This is a genomic window from Desulfuromonas svalbardensis, assembly GCF_055389415.1.
The window spans coordinates 797,781-816,162 of record NZ_AP042416.1; the positions used below are offsets into that span (position 1 = coordinate 797,781).

General features: G+C 45.5%; 17 protein-coding genes. 16 read left to right on the plus strand and 1 reads right to left on the minus strand.

Annotated elements, in window-relative coordinates:
• Window positions 1–6: 6 nt before the first annotated feature.
• The 4 genes from atpA to ACZ5KY_RS03500 are packed head-to-tail and all read left to right on the plus strand — an operon-like array spanning window position 7 to window position 4,314.
• Window positions 7–1,515 (plus strand): F0F1 ATP synthase subunit alpha, encoded by a 1,509-nt coding sequence (gene atpA, locus ACZ5KY_RS03485; protein ID WP_464242519.1) that lies wholly within the window; start codon window positions 7–9, stop codon window positions 1,513–1,515.
• 22 nt (window positions 1,516–1,537) lie between these two features.
• Window positions 1,538–2,404: an ATP synthase F1 subunit gamma gene (atpG, locus tag ACZ5KY_RS03490; RefSeq protein WP_464242520.1), complete on the plus strand. Its 867-nt coding sequence runs from the start codon at window positions 1,538–1,540 to the stop codon at window positions 2,402–2,404.
• Between the two features lie 41 nt (window positions 2,405–2,445).
• Window positions 2,446–3,852 (plus strand): F0F1 ATP synthase subunit beta, encoded by a 1,407-nt coding sequence (gene atpD / locus ACZ5KY_RS03495; RefSeq protein ID WP_464242521.1) that lies wholly within the window; start codon window positions 2,446–2,448, stop codon window positions 3,850–3,852.
• Window positions 3,853–3,906: 54 nt separating this feature from the next.
• Window positions 3,907–4,314, plus strand: coding sequence for a F0F1 ATP synthase subunit epsilon (locus tag ACZ5KY_RS03500; protein ID WP_464242522.1), 408 nt, complete (start codon window positions 3,907–3,909; stop codon window positions 4,312–4,314).
• Window positions 4,315–4,393: 79 nt separating this feature from the next.
• Here the strand turns inward: ACZ5KY_RS03500 and ACZ5KY_RS03505 are convergent, their stop codons facing one another.
• Entirely contained in the window at window positions 4,394–5,404 is a 1,011-nt protein-coding gene (locus ACZ5KY_RS03505; RefSeq protein ID WP_464242523.1) for a potassium channel family protein, read from the minus strand.
• 215 nt (window positions 5,405–5,619) lie between these two features.
• On the opposite strand from ACZ5KY_RS03505, the gene ACZ5KY_RS03510 reads away from it, so the two are divergent.
• The 12 genes from ACZ5KY_RS03510 to ACZ5KY_RS03565 all read left to right on the plus strand — a co-directional run bounded on the left by ACZ5KY_RS03510 (window position 5,620) and on the right by ACZ5KY_RS03565 (window position 18,380).
• On the plus strand, window positions 5,620–6,282 hold the full coding sequence (locus ACZ5KY_RS03510) for a GntR family transcriptional regulator (RefSeq protein ID WP_464242524.1): 663 nt from the start codon (window positions 5,620–5,622) through the stop codon (window positions 6,280–6,282).
• Between the two features lie 395 nt (window positions 6,283–6,677).
• Complete coding sequence (gene queC, locus ACZ5KY_RS03515) at window positions 6,678–7,364, plus strand: 7-cyano-7-deazaguanine synthase QueC (protein ID WP_464242525.1); 687 nt, start codon at window positions 6,678–6,680, stop codon at window positions 7,362–7,364.
• 5 nt (window positions 7,365–7,369) lie between these two features.
• Window positions 7,370–8,143: a GTP cyclohydrolase FolE2 gene (folE2, locus tag ACZ5KY_RS03520; protein WP_464244621.1), complete on the plus strand. Its 774-nt coding sequence runs from the start codon at window positions 7,370–7,372 to the stop codon at window positions 8,141–8,143.
• Window positions 8,144–8,199: 56 nt separating this feature from the next.
• Window positions 8,200–8,859, plus strand: coding sequence for a TIGR04282 family arsenosugar biosynthesis glycosyltransferase (locus ACZ5KY_RS03525; RefSeq protein ID WP_464242526.1), 660 nt, complete (start codon window positions 8,200–8,202; stop codon window positions 8,857–8,859).
• Window positions 8,860–8,922: 63 nt separating this feature from the next.
• Window positions 8,923–9,597, plus strand: coding sequence for a protein TolQ (gene tolQ / locus ACZ5KY_RS03530; RefSeq protein WP_464242527.1), 675 nt, complete (start codon window positions 8,923–8,925; stop codon window positions 9,595–9,597).
• Complete coding sequence (gene tolR / locus ACZ5KY_RS03535) at window positions 9,597–10,013, plus strand: protein TolR (protein ID WP_464242528.1); 417 nt, start codon at window positions 9,597–9,599, stop codon at window positions 10,011–10,013. The genes tolQ and tolR overlap by 1 nt, the downstream gene beginning before the upstream one ends.
• A gap of 18 nt (window positions 10,014–10,031) precedes the next feature.
• Complete coding sequence (locus tag ACZ5KY_RS03540; protein ID WP_464242529.1) at window positions 10,032–10,877, plus strand: TonB family protein; 846 nt, start codon at window positions 10,032–10,034, stop codon at window positions 10,875–10,877.
• Window positions 10,874–12,175 (plus strand): Tol-Pal system beta propeller repeat protein TolB, encoded by a 1,302-nt coding sequence (gene tolB, locus ACZ5KY_RS03545; RefSeq protein ID WP_464242530.1) that lies wholly within the window; start codon window positions 10,874–10,876, stop codon window positions 12,173–12,175. Before ACZ5KY_RS03540 ends, tolB begins: the two co-directional genes overlap by 4 nt.
• Before the next feature lie 487 nt (window positions 12,176–12,662).
• A complete protein-coding gene (locus ACZ5KY_RS03550; RefSeq protein ID WP_464242531.1) occupies window positions 12,663–13,043 on the plus strand; it encodes an integrase core domain-containing protein in 381 nt (126 codons plus the stop codon).
• A 174-nt stretch (window positions 13,044–13,217) separates the two neighbouring features.
• Entirely contained in the window at window positions 13,218–14,885 is a 1,668-nt protein-coding gene (locus ACZ5KY_RS03555) for a TolC family protein (RefSeq protein ID WP_464242532.1), read from the plus strand.
• A gap of 38 nt (window positions 14,886–14,923) precedes the next feature.
• Window positions 14,924–16,177 (plus strand): NHLP bacteriocin system secretion protein, encoded by a 1,254-nt coding sequence (locus ACZ5KY_RS03560; RefSeq protein ID WP_464242533.1) that lies wholly within the window; start codon window positions 14,924–14,926, stop codon window positions 16,175–16,177.
• 4 nt (window positions 16,178–16,181) lie between these two features.
• Window positions 16,182–18,380 (plus strand): NHLP family bacteriocin export ABC transporter peptidase/permease/ATPase subunit, encoded by a 2,199-nt coding sequence (locus ACZ5KY_RS03565; protein ID WP_464242534.1) that lies wholly within the window; start codon window positions 16,182–16,184, stop codon window positions 18,378–18,380.
• Window positions 18,381–18,382: the final 2 nt, after the last annotated feature.

The window sequence follows — 18,382 nt, forward strand, 5'->3', positions numbered from 1 at the left end:
GTACTCATGGAAATTAAAGCAGAAGAAATTAGCGCAATCATTAAGAAGCAGATTCAGGACTTTGGCCGTGAGGTTGAAGTAAGTGAAACAGGCACCATTATCTCAGTTGGTGATGGTATCGCTCGTATTCATGGCTTGGACAAAGCGATGTCGGGTGAGCTTCTTGAGTTCCCTGGTGGTACCATGGGTATGGTTCTTAACCTTGAAGCTGACAATGTCGGTGCTGCGATCCTTGGTGATTCTGAGCATATCAAAGAGGGTGACACTGTTAAGCGAACCGAACAAATTGTTCGTGTTCCTGTTGGTGAGTCTTTGATTGGTCGAGTTGTTAATGGTATCGGTATTGCTATCGATGGCAAAGGTGAGATTCAATCAGACACCTACAGTCAGGTCGAAGTTAAGGCTCCTGGTATTGTTGCTCGTAAGTCGGTTCATGAGCCAATGCAAACTGGCCTTAAAGCGATTGATGCAATGGTACCAATCGGCCGTGGCCAACGTGAGTTGATTATCGGTGACCGTCAAACAGGTAAGACAGCCGTTGCTGTTGATACGATTATTAACCAAAAGGGACAAGATGTTGTTTGTATCTATGTCGCGATTGGTCAAAAGCGTTCAACGGTTGCTCAGGTGGTTGATAAGCTGAAACAACACGGCGCAATGGATTACACCATTGTTGTTGCTGCGACAGCTTCAGACCCTGCACCGCTTCAATTTATCGCACCATATACTGGTGTTACCATGGGTGAATTCTTCCGTGATAGCGGCAAGCATGCATTGATTGTATATGATGATCTTTCTAAACAAGCTGTTGCTTATCGTCAGTTGTCATTGTTGCTCCGTCGCCCACCTGGACGTGAAGCGTTCCCTGGTGATGTTTTCTATCTCCATAGTAGACTACTAGAGCGTGCTTGTAAGGTTAATGATGAGTTAGGTGCTGGTTCAATGACAGCTCTACCAATTATCGAAACCCAAGCGGGTGATGTTTCTGCATATATCCCAACGAACGTAATCTCGATCACAGATGGTCAGATCTTCCTCGAAACTGATCTGTTCTATTCCGGTGTTCGTCCAGCAATCAACGTTGGTCTGTCCGTATCTCGTGTTGGTGGTAGTGCTCAGGTTAAGGCGATGAAACAAGTTGCTGGTACCTTGCGTCTCGCCTTGGCTCAATATCGTGAAATGGCAGCGTTTGCTCAGTTTGGTTCTGATCTTGATGCGGCAACTCAGCAACAGTTGTTCCGTGGTGAGCGTTTGGTCGAAATTCTCAAACAAGGTCAATATCAGCCCTTGACTGTAACCAAACAGGTTATCGCTATTTATGCGGTAAACAATGGTTTCGTTGATGAGTATGAAGTGACGTCAGTTCAACGCTACGAAGCAGAATTGTTGTCCTTTATGGATAGTAAGCATGCTGCAGTTATGGCTGAACTTGATGAAAAGAAAGCAATTAATGCCGAGTTAGAAGAGCGCATTAAATCTGCACTTAACGAATTCAAAAGTCAGTTTGTAGCTTAGACTATTACCTGAGGATGCAAAAATGGCAAATCTGAAGGACATAAAAAAACGGATCGGATCCGTTAAAAATACACAGCAGATAACCAAAGCTATGAAAATGGTTTCTGCTGCAAAATTGCGACGCGCACAAGAAGCAGTAGTCGCTGCTCGCCCTTATGCCAATAAAATGCAGGACGTACTGTCCAGCTTGGCGCAGAGAAATACTGAGAGCGAGCACCCTCTATTAGAAACGCGTGAAAAAAAGCGTGCGCTTATTGTCATTATGACAGCGGATCGTGGTCTTTGTGGCGGTTTTAATAGCAGCATTGCCAAGGCAGCCGAGGCATTCGTAAAAGAGAAGACCGAAGGGTTTGATGAGTACTCTGTACGGATCATTGGTCGTAAAGGCAAAGAAGCACTAAAAAATCGTCCTAATATTGTGATCGACAAAGTCTATGAGAATTTGACGGGTAATATCACGTATGCAACGGCTTCGTTGCTGGGCCGTGAGATTGTTGAAGATTACATCGATGGTCAGTTCGATGGCGTTTTCATGATCTATAACCATTTTTTCAGTGTTTTAAACCAGGAAGTCACAACTACTCAATTGTTGCCGATTAATCCGCAACTTTCTGAGGAGCAAGGTTATGTAGCAGATTATATCTACGAGCCAAGTTGTGATGAAGTTCTTGGATCAATTCTACCGAAGTACATTGAAGTTCAGATTTTTAGAGCATTGCTCGAATCTGTTGCTTCGGAGCAAGGTGCTCGGATGAGTAGTATGGACAGTGCAAGTAAAAATGCTGCAGAGATGATCGATAAACTCACCTTGCAGTATAACCGCGCTCGTCAGGCTGCAATAACCAGTGAATTGATGGAAATCATTTCTGGTGCTGAATCAATTAAGTAACGAATATCTCCACACGTTGGGGTATAAAAGGAGTACTTCTCATGAACAAAGGTAAGATTGTACAGGTCATCGGTCCTGTCGTAGACGTCCAGTTTGAAGCGGGTAAGCTTCCTGAAATTTATCATGCTCTTAAAATTACCAATCCGTCACTTGATGGTGGTGAGTGGAACCTTGTTGTTGAAGTTGCACAACATTTAGGTGAGAACACTGTCCGTACGATCGCAATGGACGCCACAGAAGGTCTCATCCGTGGTCAGGATGTTCTAGATACTGGCAAGCAAATTGTAATGCCGGTTGGTAAAAAGACTCTCGGTCGTATTCTTAATGTCGTTGGTGAGCCGATTGATCAGTGTGGTCCTGTTGGCAATGATAAAGAGTGGGGCATTCATCGTGCTGCGCCCGATTTTGTTAGTCAATCGACAAAAGTTGAATCGTTTGAAACAGGTATTAAGGTTATCGACCTCCTCGCTCCATATGCACGTGGTGGTAAAATTGGTCTCTTTGGTGGTGCGGGTGTTGGTAAAACTGTACTTATCATGGAGCTTATCAATAATATCGCTTCGCAACATGGTGGTTTCTCTGTATTCGCTGGTGTTGGTGAGCGGACCCGTGAAGGTAATGACCTTTGGGAAGAGATGAAAGAGTCAGGCGTTCTTGATAAAACTGCCCTTGTTTATGGTCAGATGAATGAGCCTCCAGGAGCGCGTGCTCGTGTTGCACTCTCGGCGTTGACTGTTGCGGAATACTTCCGTGACGAAGAAGGTCAAGACGTTCTTCTTTTCGTTGATAACATTTTCCGCTTTACACAAGCTGGTTCTGAGGTTTCGGCGCTTCTCGGTCGTATCCCTTCAGCGGTAGGTTACCAACCAACTCTTAGTACTGAGATGGGTGAGCTTCAAGAGCGTATTACAACAACAGATAAAGGTTCAATCACTTCTGTTCAAGCGATCTATGTTCCTGCTGATGACTTGACTGACCCTGCGCCTGCTACAGCATTTGCTCACTTGGATGCGACCACAGTTCTTTCGCGTCAAATTGCCGAGCTTGGCATCTACCCTGCGGTTGACCCACTTGATTCATCAAGTCGTATTCTTGATCCTCAAGTTGTTGGTGAAGCTCACTATAAGCTTGCTCGTGAAGTTCAGTTCGTACTGCAACGGTATAAGGATCTGCAAGATATCATCGCTATCCTTGGTATGGATGAGCTTTCAGAAGAAGATAAGCAAGTTGTTGCTCGTGCACGTAAGATCCAAAAGTTCCTCTCGCAGCCATTCTTTGTTGCTGAGATCTTTACCGGTTCACCTGGTAAATATGTTGAGCTTAAAGACACCATCAAGGGTTTCACAGAGATCCTCGAAGGTAAGCACGATGATCTACCTGAGCAAGCTTTCTATCTCGTGGGTACCATTGAAGAGGCTATTGAAAAAGCCAAATCTTTGGAAGCTTAATCGATTGAGTTTGAGGGCGGCTTAAGTCGCCCGCAACCATAAAGGATGATGCTCATGGCAGATACACTTAAATTGGAGATGGTAACTCCGTACAAACGAGTTCTCAGTGAAGAGGTTGACGAAATTATTGCTCCTGGCATTGCTGGCGAGCTCGGTTTCTTACCGAACCACACTCCTTTGTTGACGACCTTAAAGATTGGTGAATTAACCTATCGTCAAGGTGGTAACACGTTTTACGTGGCACTAAACTGGGGCTATGTTGAGATTGAGGATGATAAAGTTATTATTCTCGCAGAAACAGCAGAACCGTCAGATCAAATTGATCTTGCTCGGGCTAAGGCAGCGTTAGGTCGTGCGGAAGATGCACTGAAGAAGCTTGAGCCTGAAGATAAAGATTTCCGTATTATGGAAGCGGCACTTGAGCGCGCGATTATTCGTATTCAAGTTGCTGGCCATAAATAACGGTATATTTTACATAGTTTTAAATAAAAAAAGGCAGCCTTGGCTGCCTTTTTTTATGCAACAAATATAGTGAAAAAACCTATTTAGATATCCCTCTCGCTCTTTTTTCTAAGTTTTCAATTGCGACCGGATCACCAAGGGTAATCAACGTATCGCCATCCTCAAAAAGAGATTGAGACGATGGATTAAATAGCATTTTCCCCGTGTCCAATTTTTTAATAGCCACAATAATGATGTCCAGTTCCTTTCGAATATCTGAACTCATCAAAGTGTGATTGACTAAGTTAGAACTTGAATGGATACAGATCTCTTCAATTTGTAATTCGAGGTTTTGATGTGCCGTGGCAATTTCAATGAAATCCATAACAGATGGGCGTAATATCGCTTGTGCCATTCGATTAGCACCAATGGTATAGGGTGATATGACTTTGCTTGCACCAGCACGAATCAGTTTCTTTTCAGTACTCTTTTCTCCAGAACGAGCGAGGATAAAAAGATCCGGATTTAAGCCACGCGCTGTTAGGGTGATAAAAACATTAGCAGTATCCGAGGTAACGGCTGTAATTAGACCATTTGCGCGTGTAATACCTGCTTTTATAAGTGTGTCGTCAACTGTTGCATCCCCTTGAATAAAAAAAATACCCTCATCAAGAAGTTTTTCACATAATTCTGGATTATTTTCCACAACAACAAATGGTACTGGTTTGGCCTGAAATTCATGACAGATAAAATTTCCAATTCGACCATAACCACAAATAATATAATGATTCTCAAGGTTTGAAATTTTCTGTAACAATTTCTTTCTCCCCAAAATTTGGCGAAATTGCCCTTGAACAATTAATTGAATGACACTACCTGCCGCATAAGCAACAATTCCAGTACCACATAAAATAATGATTATGGTGAAAATTTGACCCGCATCAGAAAGTTGATGTACTTCACGAAAACCAACAGTTGAGAGGGTGATAACTGTCATATATAGAGAGTCGAGATACGACCAGTTTTCAATGTACCGGTAACTCACTGTACCAAATATAAGAATTGATACTAAGCATAACAAGGAAACAATAATATTTCGGACAGGATTCATAACACCTCCATTCTTTGACAATAACGGTGTGATTGTCGTTTTTCAAGGATTGTCTTAGTTAAGGACGTAATTCAAATAAAATAATTTAAAGGTGAGTATAGTTTAATTTTGTAAACAAGTTGTTGTGCTGTATACTGTATACATATATAATCATAAAAAAGATCAATAAAATTAGTTGTTAAGTAAAAATAGTAATTTAAGTCATTGAGGAATAGATGAAAAAGAAACCAATAGAGCGCCATCAAACATTACGTGAAAAAATATTAGAAAATATCCGTGATGCGATCCTTAAGGGAACATTAAAGGCTGGAGAGCGCGTATCGGAACCAGATCTTGCTGAACGTTACGGAATTAGTCGTACCCCGATTCGTGAAGCATTTAGGCAGCTTGAGTCGGAAGGGTATCTAACGGTTGTACCGCGTAAAGGCGCAGTAGTGACCTCTCTGTCGGAACGTGACGTTGAGGAATTTTATTCGATAAAAAGTATTTTAGAGGGTTATGCCGCACGGTTAGCTGCCGTAAAGTTAACGGTAAAAGAACTACAACGTCTCGAGACAATTAACGAACGATTGGGGCGGTTAGCAACTGCTGGAGATGTGAAGTCTTTTTTTCGGATTCATAATGAGTTTCATGAGCTGTTTATCAAGGCTTCTGGTAACGAAAAACTACTCGAACTGATCCAACAATTGTTGAAAAAATTTGATCGTCTACGGGTGGCATCATTATCTCTTCCTGGACGCATGGAAATTTCAGTCAAAGAACACGAAAAAATCATTGAAGCGTTTAAGAATCACGATGGCGATACCGCTGACCAATTAGTGCAAAAGAATGCAGCTTATGGTGGTCAAGTATTGATCAAGAGCATGTCTGAAGATTAATTGTTTGATTAAAGAATAAAGATCAGGGCTTGCTGAGTAAACTCAGCAAGCCTTTTTTTGTATTAAAATATATACAAAAATGGTGTTTATCGGCTGATAAGAACACTGAAATGTTATAACTAGGTAAAAGGTGGAGTAGCAGACATTTTTATGTGTGGTTGCACGGCCTAAAATGTTAAATAGATAATTGTGTCAGAAATGTTTAACCATTAGCAGACTGTCGGACTTAACATGGACCTACTGCGAAATAGCATGACTTGGCCCATATTGCCGATAATTTCGACAAATAGGCCAACTATTCGCTCTGAAATTATCGAAAATCTGGTCTTAAGCAGTCTATCTCTCGCTACGGCCCGTTAAGTCCGACAGCCTGCTAGCGATCATGAAAGATAAATATGAAAAAAAAAGCAATTGTACTTTACAGTGGTGGCCTTGATTCAACGACCTGTATTGCCATGGCTCAAGCCGATGGATTTGAACCCAATGCATTGAGTTTTAGTTATGGCCAACGACATAGTATCGAACTTGATAAAGCAAAAAAGTTTGCTCCAACCATTGGTGTTGATCAGCATCTAGTTATAGATATTGATATGCGTAAAATTGGAGGCAGTGCATTAACCGCAGAAATAGATGTGCCGAAAGATCGTGCCATAGATGAAGAGATCCCGGTTACTTACGTTCCCGCACGTAATACTATTTTTCTGTCATATGCATTAGCGTGGGCAGAAGTCCTTGGTGTTTTTGATATCTATATCGGTGTAAACGCGCTTGATTATTCGGGTTATCCCGATTGTCGACCTGAGTTTATAAGCGCCTTTGAAACACTGGCCAACTTAGCAACAAAAGCCGGGGTTACCAAGCAAGGACAATACAGAATTCACACACCATTACTTCATTTGACTAAAGCGGAAATTATTCGTCAAGGAACACAGCTTGGTGTTGATTACGCCATGACACATTCCTGCTACGATCCCAGTGATGATGGTCTTGCCTGTGGTAGATGTGATTCGTGCATCTTACGTCTCAAAGGTTTTAGTGAAGCCGGTCAAGCTGACCCTGTCCCTTATATGGAGAACTGCTGATGGCAATGCCAGATATGCAACAATCGGCTGATACGAGAAAAATTGCCATAGATAAAGTGGGTGTCAAAGGGGTGCGCTATCCGATTGTGGTTTTGGATAAAAATCACGCCAGTCAACATACCGTTGCCGATGTAAACATGTACGTCGAATTACCCCATCAATTTAAAGGCACTCACATGAGTCGCTTTGTTGAGATTTTAAATCATTATCGCGGCGAAGTAACCTTTCACAATATGGATAAGATTCTTCAGGAGATGAAGGATCGACTTGGATCTGATTGTGCTCATATGGAACTGAGCTTTTCCTATTTTATTGAAAAAACAGCTCCGGTCTCATTGGCCAAAGGGTTGATGTCATACGAGTGCCGTTTTATTGGTACTCTACGCGAAACTAAAGATTTTGTCCTCGAAGTCAAAGTTCCCATGACCTCACTGTGCCCCTGTTCAAAAGAGATCAGTGACTATGGTGCCCACAACCAACGTAGTTGCGTTACCGTTGCGATTCGCGCCCATGAGATGGTATGGATCGAAGACCTTATCTCTTGGATTGAGCAGTGTGGTAGTGCACCCGTTTATTCACTGCTCAAGCGTGAAGATGAAAAGGCTGTTACTGAGCAAGCATATGAGAATCCGATGTTTGTTGAAGATATCGTTCGCTCGGTGACAGAGCTGTTAAAACAAAAAGAGGCCGTCGATTGGTTTTGCGTCGAATGTGAGAATTTTGAATCAATCCATAATCATTCAGCATATGCCACACTCGAATATCAAAAGCAAGGATAGCTGTGGATAACTCTGTGATATGCCCAAAGTTATCCACAGGCAGTCTTGACGCTCAAATGAAATCAAGCAATGCACAGGTGTTACTGATCTTTGCAAAACAACCGATCAGTGGTCAGGTTAAGACCCGACTCACACCACCATTAACGGGGCCGCAAGCTGCAACCCTATATGCATTCGCACAAGGTGAAACCATTCACCAGCTGCAACATGTGAATTACTCGACTGTCATCTGTTACAGTGGCGAAAAAGCTTACTTTCAGCAACGCTATCCAGAGTGTCAGCTTATGGCTCAGGGTGATGGCGATTTAGGTCAACGGCTGCAGCGAATGTTTCGCCACCAATTCAACCAGAATGTGGATAAAATCTGTGTTGTCGGCACTGATAGCCCAGATCTTCCACCAGATTGGGTGTTAAAGGCCTTTGACCAGTTAAACTGTTGCGATACTGTCACCATTCCAGCACTTGATGGTGGCTATGTCCTTCTTGGCGCTCGATGCGATTGCGCACCACTGTTTGAGCAGATCAGCTGGAGTAGCGCTGAGGTTTTACAGCAAACATGTCAACGGGCTAAAGAATTTGGATATAGCTACCGAGAAATAGATCAATGGCAGGATATCGATGATCTGCCAAGTTTGCGTTCATTTATAGAGCGCAGTGATTCGACACCAACCGGCCGTTATGCACAGCGTTGTTTACGCTCCCTGGGCAAGGATTGACTTGCACACGGAGATCTAAGATAATCAGCCAACTGACCTGATCACCCTACAGGAGAAATCACCTTGTTAGATCTTATATGGAATGCTGGACCCGTCGTAAAACTGGTATTACTTATTCTTGTCTATTTTTCCGTCGTGTCATGGACAATTATTTTCTACAAAATTCGAGTAGTGCAACGGGCTATCCATGATTCTGATGCCTTTCTTGAGGCCTTTTGGAAAAAAAAACGTCTTGATGCCGTTGCTCAAGATGTAAAGCTTTACGCCAACTCGCCATTGACGACCCTCTTTCGCGAAGGGTATCAAGAGCTACTCAAGGTCCAGCGAACCCAAAGTGGTGGTGAAGCGCAGAGTTTCACTTCCGGTTTAAGTGGTGCCGATAACGTTGCCCGCGCGTTACGACGAGCGACGACACAGGAAACCCATCGTCTTGAAAAGTACCTCACTTTTTTAGCCACTACTGGTTCAACAGCCCCCTTTATTGGCCTGTTCGGTACCGTGTGGGGCATTATGGATTCGTTTCATGGTATCGGTCAAACGGGTAGCGCATCGTTGGCTGTCGTCGCACCAGGGATCTCCGAAGCACTCATTGCCACAGCTATTGGCCTGATGGCAGCGATCCCTGCCGTCGTCGCCTATAATCACTTTCTCAATAAAGTGGATGTGTTAATTGGTGAGATGGATAATTTTAGCCAAGAGTTTCTCAATATTGTCGAACATATGACACGGAGGGGCTAATGGAGGTCGGACCAAGGCGACGACGAAGTTCGCTGTCACAAATCAACGTGACCCCTTTTGTTGATGTCATGTTGGTATTGTTGATCATCTTTATGGTGACCGCGCCAATGCTCGAAAAGGGGGTAGATGTCGACCTGCCCGAAGTCACCCATGCGCCAAACCTAGACGCTTCTGAAAACTCTTTGATTGTCAGTATTGATCGCAAAGGCCAGATCTCAGTCGGTAAACAGCGAGTTGACAGCACCGATAAATTGGTCGCTGTGTTGCAACAGGTGTTACAACCTAATGGCGATAAACAGGTGTACCTTGAGGCTGATCGGGTCGTACCCTATGAGCGAGTCGTTCAGGTTTTGGCCGCCGTGCGCCGTGCTGGTGTCACACGTCTTGGAATGGTTGCATTGGAACCAGAAAAATAAGTCACTACAAGGTTCATTATGTCGCAGCCCGCAACCAATAAAAAAACAAGTCGAACACAGAATCGTACCCCAGGTATTGGCCGCATGCTATTGCTGTCATTTACTTTGCATGTGGTGGTGTTTCTTATCTTCGGTGGTTTCGTTGTCCCGCGTATTAAAGAGAATAACAAGCCGGTCTACTATGTCGACCTGATCAACCCTCCCGTGGCAAATCCCCGTGCTGGCCGCCCCGATGCACCAGCCGTAAAAAAGAAAATACCAGCGAAGAAAAAGGCGAAACCGGCCATAAAGAAACCACCGGTAAAGAAGCCGCCAGTGAAGAAAACAGTTCCCGTTAAAAAAGTGCCCCCTGTCGTCAAAAAAGTGGTCGAGACTGTACCCGTGGAGCAAGCGAGGGTTACTCCGCCGAAAAAGGTTGAACCGACACTCACTCCGATTGTCGCGCCAGTGGTCAGCGATCCCATGGATGCCATCGAGCAGATGCGGCGCAAACAACGGATTGCCGATTTGAAGGAAAAACTGTCGCGCTTAGCCACCGAACCTTCCACTGCACCGGTTGGCGTGGTTGGCGGTAGCGGTGATCAAGCTGGTGTTGATTTCGATGGCTGGATTAAGTCGTTCCTGTCGCAAGCCTGGGCACTGCCAGCCCATTACCGTCAGCGCGGTTTGGTCGCCACTATGTTGTTGCGCTTCAACCGCCAAGGGCAACTGATCTATACCGAGATGCTCCGCTCCTCTGGTGATGGCTTTTTCGATGCCAGCGTCAAACGTGCGGTACAGCAGTTACAACGCTTACCCAACGAACCTAAAAAACAATTGGAACTCAGTGTGACCTTTGATCCAAGGGAGATGTTAGCCCAATGATGAAACAAATAAACTATTGTATCGGTGGGGTGTTATTGCTCATGTTATTCAACACCTTCGCCATAGCCAAAGAGATCGTCATTACCACACCGGGACGGCAGACCATCCCGTTAGCTCATGCACCACTTTTAGCAACATCAGCTGAAGATGCCGCATTAGCACAAACCTTTCACGACGTCATCCAGGCCGATCTCGACCTCAGTGGTCTGTTTGACTTTGTCGATGAAGGAGCTTTTCTCGATGATGCCCAAAACGATGATTTAAATAGTACTGATATCAACTTCCCCCAATGGCGGATGCTTGGCGCCCAAGTATTACTCAAGGGAACCTATAAATTACGCCGCAATAAACTCGAATTAAAAGTTCGTCTGTTCGATGTCATGACACGGCGCTTGCTTATCGGCCACAATTACCAAGGTCAACCGCACGAAATTCGGCGGATGGGCCACAGCTTTGCCGATCAAATCATGAAAGTACTCACCGGTAAGCTCGGCTCGTTCAATACCCGCATCGCCTTTATCAGTGATCGCACCGGCAATAAAGAGTTGTATCTGTGCGAATCCGATGGTTACGATAGTCAGCGCGTGACCAATCATGCAAACTTGATCCTTAATCCTGATTTTTCCCCACTTGGTCACGAACTGATCTTTACCTCGTACCATCAGGGCAATCCCGATCTGTATCGTAAAGAGATCTACACTGGTCGCGAAGCCAAAATTTCCAGCCACAAAGGGTTGAATATCGCTGGTCGTTATCGCGGTGATGGTAAGGAAGTTGCGCTCACCTTGTCGCGCGATGGCAATGCAGAACTTTATCTGATCGGACTCGATGGCAAAATTCACAAGCGGATGACCAACGCCTGGGGTATCGATGTTGATCCGACCTGGAATCCAATTGGTGATCAACTCGCCTTTGTTTCCGACCGCCAAGGCAATCCCCATATTTTCATTACCGATGTCCTGTCAGGGCAAACGCACCGGTTAACCCATGCAGGCCGCTACAATGCCACCCCAGCATGGAGTCCCGATGGTAAACTCATCGTTTTTAGCCGTCTTGAGGGTGGAGTCTTTAATCTGTTCAGTATTGATCCCGACGGTTTCGATGAGCGACAATTGACTTTTGGTGCTGGCAATAAAGAGCATCCGCGCTGGAGTCCCGATAGTCGCTTTATCGCTTTCTCCAACGATATTTCAGGCAAGAAGGCGATCTATGTGATGCGGGTGGATGGTAGTGGTCAGCGGCAGATTTCGACCGTTGAGGGCAATTGTAGTCATCCGGCTTGGTCTAAGAGTTGGTAGGGTTTGTGACTTGAGTGTCTTACCCTTTATATTGATCTGCTAAAAATACGGCTGATGCATTTTTTGATGCATCAGCCGTTTTTTGTTTTACTCTCGTGAGTTCAATAACAGTTTGAACATAAACTATGTTGTTATTTTGTTAATTAATATACATTTTTATTTAATTCTAAATCTACTATGGTAGTGTATTTAAGGTCCTTAGTTGAAAGGAAAGATTAGCGGTCCTTTCTGTGGTGGGTGTATAGCCGACCCGAATATATTGTTTGAATCTCGTCAACACATGTTTGCCAAAGACTTCGGTTCTCGTATTCAACAAATATGTGTTCGCAGTGAATAATAGGGATCTTTTTTTATGACTTAGGTTTCCCACCCACAATATCTGCTCGCAAAACAAAAATTTATTTCAGATCCATTTCCATGGTAACTCACAAACCTCCACTACTTTCTACCAAAAATTGTATTTATTTGTGGTGGCGATCAAAATAAATTGCCTGAATTAAGCCGTCCACCTGTTAGTGACGATAATCCATATTCTGAAGTATTATTTAAAACGGTAAAATATCACCGCTGCTTTCCAGAACAAACATTTGCCTCTGTAGGCCAAGCACGGCAGTGGACAGCAGTATTTGTAGATTGGTACCATGAGGAACATCAACAGAGCGCGATTAAAGTTGTAACCCCAGCGCAACGCCACCGTGGTGATGATCGCGAAATTCTGCAACCAAGGAAAGAACTTTACGCTGCAGCTAAAAACCTACGACCAGAGAGATGGTCAGGAAACTTTAGAAATTCGGAACGACTTGAAGTTGTTACATTGAACTATGAGCAAACGGAAAATGTGCAGTTGTTACTCCGAGCAAATGGATAGGCAAAAATACGACAGTTTGCTTGACCTCTACAGAGAATGTCCCCTCTGGGTTCCTCTATGACAGTTTATAGCAGGCTCACTAATTTTTTTTTGACGCTTAAGCAAGACAATAACTACGGTTCTTAGCCGTCGAGTACTCACGGATTCATGAAATCAATAGGAGGCAGTATTAAATTGGGAAAAGGGAGTGAAAAGGCGAGAACCATCTTTGCTGGACAGAAACCTACAAGGATCGTATCTGCCATTATTGAATTGACCCCCAACCCGATTGGCAGCGACTTATTGGAACTGTTTCCAGCATGTAGTCGGGGCGTAGTTCTGTCCACTATATATTTTTTTATTTTTACTTTTTTGAGTCTGTTTTTTCCGTTAGCTACTTTTGCTTCAGGAGTTGAAACAGGGGGGGCAATTGGTTTGCTGGATGCGGCTAGATCCACCTTGTTGCTACAGCCGGAAATCACCATTCAGGAAGAGCAGGTGAATTTAAGCCGTAGCATCCTACAGAGCACTGCTGGTGATTTTGACCTGCGATTGCAAGCTTCAGCCAGATTTGAAGAGAATAACTCGCCTAGCGTTGTAGAGAATCGAGACACCACGATACTTAACCTGAGCTTGATAAAGCAATTCCGTTCCGGTCCGCAACTGATTTCTGGGCTTGAACTTACAAAGGTCGACCAGCAGCCATCTTCAGCGGACGAATTTCAGAACGCTAGCAGGATCACGTTTCAAGTTGTTATCCCGTTGCTCAAGGGGTTCGGCCAGGAAAATGTCGCATCTCGTGAAATTTCTGCAGCGTATGAGCTTGAAGCCAGTCAGAATGATTTACTGCACAGGGTCTCGTTGGCGGTTCTGGATACGACGTTGGCCTATTGGGATTTTGTTGCATCTTATCAGCGACTTACCATCTTTCAACAGTCCGAGGATAGGGCCAGGCTTCTAGCGGAAAAGACTGAAGATCTGATCCAGGCCGAGCAACTACCTGCATCGGACATCAAGAATGTTCTAGCCAACTTGGCCGACAAGGCAAGCATGCGCATTGCCGCAGAGCAGGTGGCCATTGAAACCCGCTTTGCACTTGGTATTTCAATGGGTACCCCTGCCGCTGTCATTGCAGGGTTGCCTGCACCGAAAGAGAAATTCCCGCAACTTAAGGACGGCTCAAAGGCCAAAATGGTTTTCAATTTCTCGACCTACACCAATCTGGCCATGTCTAAACGCAGTGATCTTCGAGCTGAAAAAAGGCGGGTCGAAGCCATAAATGCTCAAATAAAGGCCTCACGCAATCGCCTCAAACCGAGACTCGACCTAGGGGCGATGGGCGGCTACAACGGCTTTTCTTCTGGAAGTCGGGGGGAGGATTATATCGATGCGCTCAAGTCCAAGCAAGGCGGAATGGATTGGTCTGTCGGCTTGAATTTCGAATACAATCTCGGCAATAACCTCGCTAAGGGGAATTTAGAACAAGATCTTGTCAGATATCGGCAGAAACAGGTGCAGATCGAAAACCAGGCTCGCATCATCGTGTCGAATGTGATGGTTGTCGTTAACAGCTTAACGAACGTTGTTGCTGAATTAGAGAAATTGGATGAGTCGGCCCAGGCATACTCGGAGGCAGTAGAAAATGAGCGACTGAGGTTTCAAATGGGGGAAGCCACCCTGCTGGATTTCATAAATATCCAAGATCGCATGGATTCCGTCCTGCTGAACCGTATCTCTACTCGACAGCGCTTGGCCGGTTCCCTGGTTCAGCTACGGTTTGAAACTGGAACCTTGGTCCGCAGCGCTGCAGAAGGATATTCCCTCGACTTAGCTGAACTGACTACACTGCCGGCGCGCAGATGATTTTGACTATCTGAAAAATCCACAGGAGAAGATTTATCATGGTTCAAAAGCAACTGTTCCGCAAGGTTTCATTGGCTCGGCTTTCATCGCCTGAGCAACTCGATATGTTAGTTCGAGTAACGACACCAACGGGCTGGTATGCATTGCTCACTCTTGGCATGCTTCTGGGCATGGCCCTCATGTGGGGATTTGTTGGCAATATACCAGTCAAGGTGAAAGGCCAAGGCATTTTTATGCGTCATGGTGGGATTCAGAGTGTCGTTACCTTGGGGGAAGGGCAGATTTCTGAGGTCGTGGTGGAGCCAGGGGATATTGTACGTCACGGTCAGATCGTGGCCCGACTTTCACAGCCGTTGTTGCAAGCAGAGCTACGCAATGCTCGCAGCGAACAAGAGGAAGCAAAGATCCAACATGCCCAACTGCAAAAATTCTCTAATGAAGATATTGGATACCAACTTGAAAGGCTCAGTGCCCAGCGAAAAAGTATTGGCTTTTCGGTAGAGAGTTTGGAAAAACAGGTTGAATTTTACAGGGGGCAGCTGTTCAAGCAAAAAGGGTTGCTTGAAAAAGGGCTCATTATTCCAGTCAAGGTGGAGGGTACCCGCAAGAACTTGAATTTGACTCTGGAACAGATCGATGGTCTGCGCATCAAACTGGAAGATATTACGATCCAGAGGTATACCTTGGAAAATCGTCACCGCCAATTGATTCATAAGAGTGAGGAAAATCTCAGCCTTTGCGCGAGAAAAGTTTCTCTTCTGGAAAAAAGGCTTGCGTTTGAATCCAGAGTAGTCAGCAAAATATCGGGGCGAGTGATCGAGGTTCTGGTATCTGCTGGCCAAGTGATCAATGCGGGGGATCCTGTCGTAAACATGGAATTCATGGATAAAACACTTCAAGCAATACTCTTTGTTCCTTCGGCCGATGGGAAGAAAATCAAATCAGGAATGGAAATTGACTTGGTACCTTCCACGGTCAAGAAAGAGGAGCATGGTAGCCTGCTGGGATTAGTCACTTATGTGTCCGAATATCCGGCCACTTACAGGGGGATGGTTCATATGCTCGGCAATGAACAGCTCGTGCAAACCCTCTCCGAATCCGGTGCACCGATGGTTGTTTATGCCGACATGATTCCCGACAGTAAAACTGTTAGTGGCTATAAGTGGTCATCAGGCAAGGGGCCCGATACGACCATACAGGGTGGAACTCTGTGCCTCGGTGAAATCATTGTCGAGAATCGTCTACCTATAAGCTTCGTTATTCCTTACCTCAAGCAAACTCTGGGGATATAACAGCATGCAACCCCGAGAGTTTAAGAAAAACAGAAGAGTCAGAACGCCAACGGTTATTCAGATGGAGGCGGTAGAGTGTGGAGCAGCAGCTCTAGGTATCGTCTTGGGCTATTTCGGAAGAATCGTCCCTCTGGAGGAGCTGCGGGTTGAGTGTGGGGTTTCGCGGGATGGCAGCAAGGCAAGCAATATTCTCAAGGTCGCCCGCAAGTATGGTTTGTCGGCCAAGGGTTATCGCAAAGAGCCAGCGGGGCTGCGATCGCTATCCCTGCCTATGATCGTATTTTGGAACTTCAACCACTTCTTGGTGGTCGAGGGGTTTAGCAAGGGGCGTGTCTACTTGAATGACCCTGCTGCGGGGCCACGGACGGTAAGTGAGGAAGAATTCGACCAATCTTTTACCGGAGTGGTGCTGGTTTTTGAAAAAGAGGTTGGTTTTAAGAAGGACGGTAAAAAACGCAGTCTGATCCGGTCGCTGACTTCGCGACTCCCAGGTTCCAGAATGGCGCTTGGCTTTGTCATGCTCGTCAGTTTGATGTTGGTTATTCCGGGGCTGGTGATACCAACATTTTCCCGTATATTTGTCGACAATATTCTCGTAGGTGGCATGGAGGACTGGCTCAAGCCCCTGTTGATCGGGATGACCCTCACAGCTGCATTGCGAGGTGGTCTGACTTGGATCCAGCAGTACTATCTGATGCGGTTGGAAACTAAGCTGGCACTCAGTGCGGCCAGTCAGTTCTTCTGGCATGTGCTGCGGCTGCCGATGGACTTTTTTACCCAACGCTACGCGGGTGAAATCGGCACCCGCGTTGGTATAAATGATAAGCTGGCCCACTTGATCTCCGGGGTCCTAGCGACCAATCTGCTCAACATCCTGGTGGTTGGTTTCTATTCACTTCTGATGCTTCAATATGACGCTGTCCTTACTGTGACAGGCATCGCCGTTGCGACAATGAACCTCGTTTTTCTCAAATTAGTGTCACGTAAGCGTGTAGATGCTAATCAAAAGCGGTTACAGGAAAAGGGCAAACTTATGGGAACGGCGATGGGTGGGTTGCAGCTTATTGAGACCCTTAAAGCCTCGGGAGGTGAATCCGATTTTTTTGCAAAATGGGCTGGTTGTCACGCTAAAGTTCTGGATGCCGAACAGCGACTTGGTTTCTCGTCCCACATGCTTAATATGGTCCCCCTCTTTCTAACCGCGCTGAATTCTGCATTGATTCTCGGTGTGGGCGGCATTCGCGTAATGGATGGTCATCTCAGTATGGGGATGTTGGTGGCTTTTCAGAGCCTGATGTTGAGCTTTCTGGATCCAGTCAACCAGTTGGTCGGACTGGGTAGCACCCTTCAGGAGGTAGAGGGCGACTTGAATCGGCTCGACGATGTACTGGCCCATGGTCTAGATTCTCAGGTGACCTATGATGAGGCCTGTCACAAAACCGATGACGATGTGGACACGCTTGAATCCACATTACATAACAAGCTCTCCGGAGCTTTGGAGTTACGTAATATCACCTTTGGTTACAACCGTCTAGAACCAGCGCTGATCAAGAATTTCAGTCTGACATTACAACCTGGTTCTCGTGTTGCACTTGTCGGTGGCTCTGGCTGCGGAAAATCGACTATCTCGAAAATTATCGCCGGTCTGTACGAACCCTGGAAAGGTGAGGTCGTTTTTGATGGTAAGCCTCGCCGTGAATTTCCCCGTTCCGTGATCAGCAATTCAATGGCCATGGTCGATCAGGACATTTGCATGTTCGAAGGGAGCATCAGCGAGAATCTTACCCTTTGGGATAACTCTGTCCGCGAACGCCAGATCATTGCCGCCGCAAAGGATGCCTGCATCCATGACATGATCTCTTCTCGTAACGGAGGATACGACGGTGTCGTTAGCGAAGGGGGCCGAAACTTTAGTGGAGGGCAACGACAGCGCATTGAGATAGCCAGAGCTCTGGTGGAGAACCCGACCATTCTGGTCCTAGATGAGGCGACCAGCGCTCTCGATCCGGTGACAGAGAAGATTATCGATGACAATTTACGGCGTCGGGGCTGCACTTGCCTTATAGTCGCTCATCGACTTAGTACCATACGGGACTGTGACGAGATCATCGTTCTGGATAAAGGACAAGTTGTCCAACGTGGTACTCACGCAGATCTTATAGAAATTCAGGGCCTTTATGCCAGTTTGGTTCAAGCTGGATAAAG

Coding starts and splice junctions, on each gene's coding strand:
- atpA (WP_464242519.1), top strand. CDS start 7: ATGGAAATTAAAGCAGAAGAAATTAGCGCAATCATTAAGAAGCAGATT.
- atpG (WP_464242520.1), top strand. CDS start 1,538: ATGGCAAATCTGAAGGACATAAAAAAACGGATCGGATCCGTTAAAAAT.
- atpD (WP_464242521.1), top strand. CDS start 2,446: ATGAACAAAGGTAAGATTGTACAGGTCATCGGTCCTGTCGTAGACGTC.
- ACZ5KY_RS03500 (WP_464242522.1), top strand. CDS start 3,907: ATGGCAGATACACTTAAATTGGAGATGGTAACTCCGTACAAACGAGTT.
- ACZ5KY_RS03505 (WP_464242523.1), bottom strand. CDS start 5,404: ATGAATCCTGTCCGAAATATTATTGTTTCCTTGTTATGCTTAGTATCA.
- ACZ5KY_RS03510 (WP_464242524.1), top strand. CDS start 5,620: ATGAAAAAGAAACCAATAGAGCGCCATCAAACATTACGTGAAAAAATA.
- queC (WP_464242525.1), top strand. CDS start 6,678: ATGAAAAAAAAAGCAATTGTACTTTACAGTGGTGGCCTTGATTCAACG.
- folE2 (WP_464244621.1), top strand. CDS start 7,370: ATGCCAGATATGCAACAATCGGCTGATACGAGAAAAATTGCCATAGAT.
- ACZ5KY_RS03525 (WP_464242526.1), top strand. CDS start 8,200: ATGAAATCAAGCAATGCACAGGTGTTACTGATCTTTGCAAAACAACCG.
- tolR (WP_464242528.1), top strand. CDS start 9,597: ATGGAGGTCGGACCAAGGCGACGACGAAGTTCGCTGTCACAAATCAAC.
- ACZ5KY_RS03540 (WP_464242529.1), top strand. CDS start 10,032: ATGTCGCAGCCCGCAACCAATAAAAAAACAAGTCGAACACAGAATCGT.
- tolB (WP_464242530.1), top strand. CDS start 10,874: ATGATGAAACAAATAAACTATTGTATCGGTGGGGTGTTATTGCTCATG.
- ACZ5KY_RS03560 (WP_464242533.1), top strand. CDS start 14,924: ATGGTTCAAAAGCAACTGTTCCGCAAGGTTTCATTGGCTCGGCTTTCA.
- ACZ5KY_RS03565 (WP_464242534.1), top strand. CDS start 16,182: ATGCAACCCCGAGAGTTTAAGAAAAACAGAAGAGTCAGAACGCCAACG.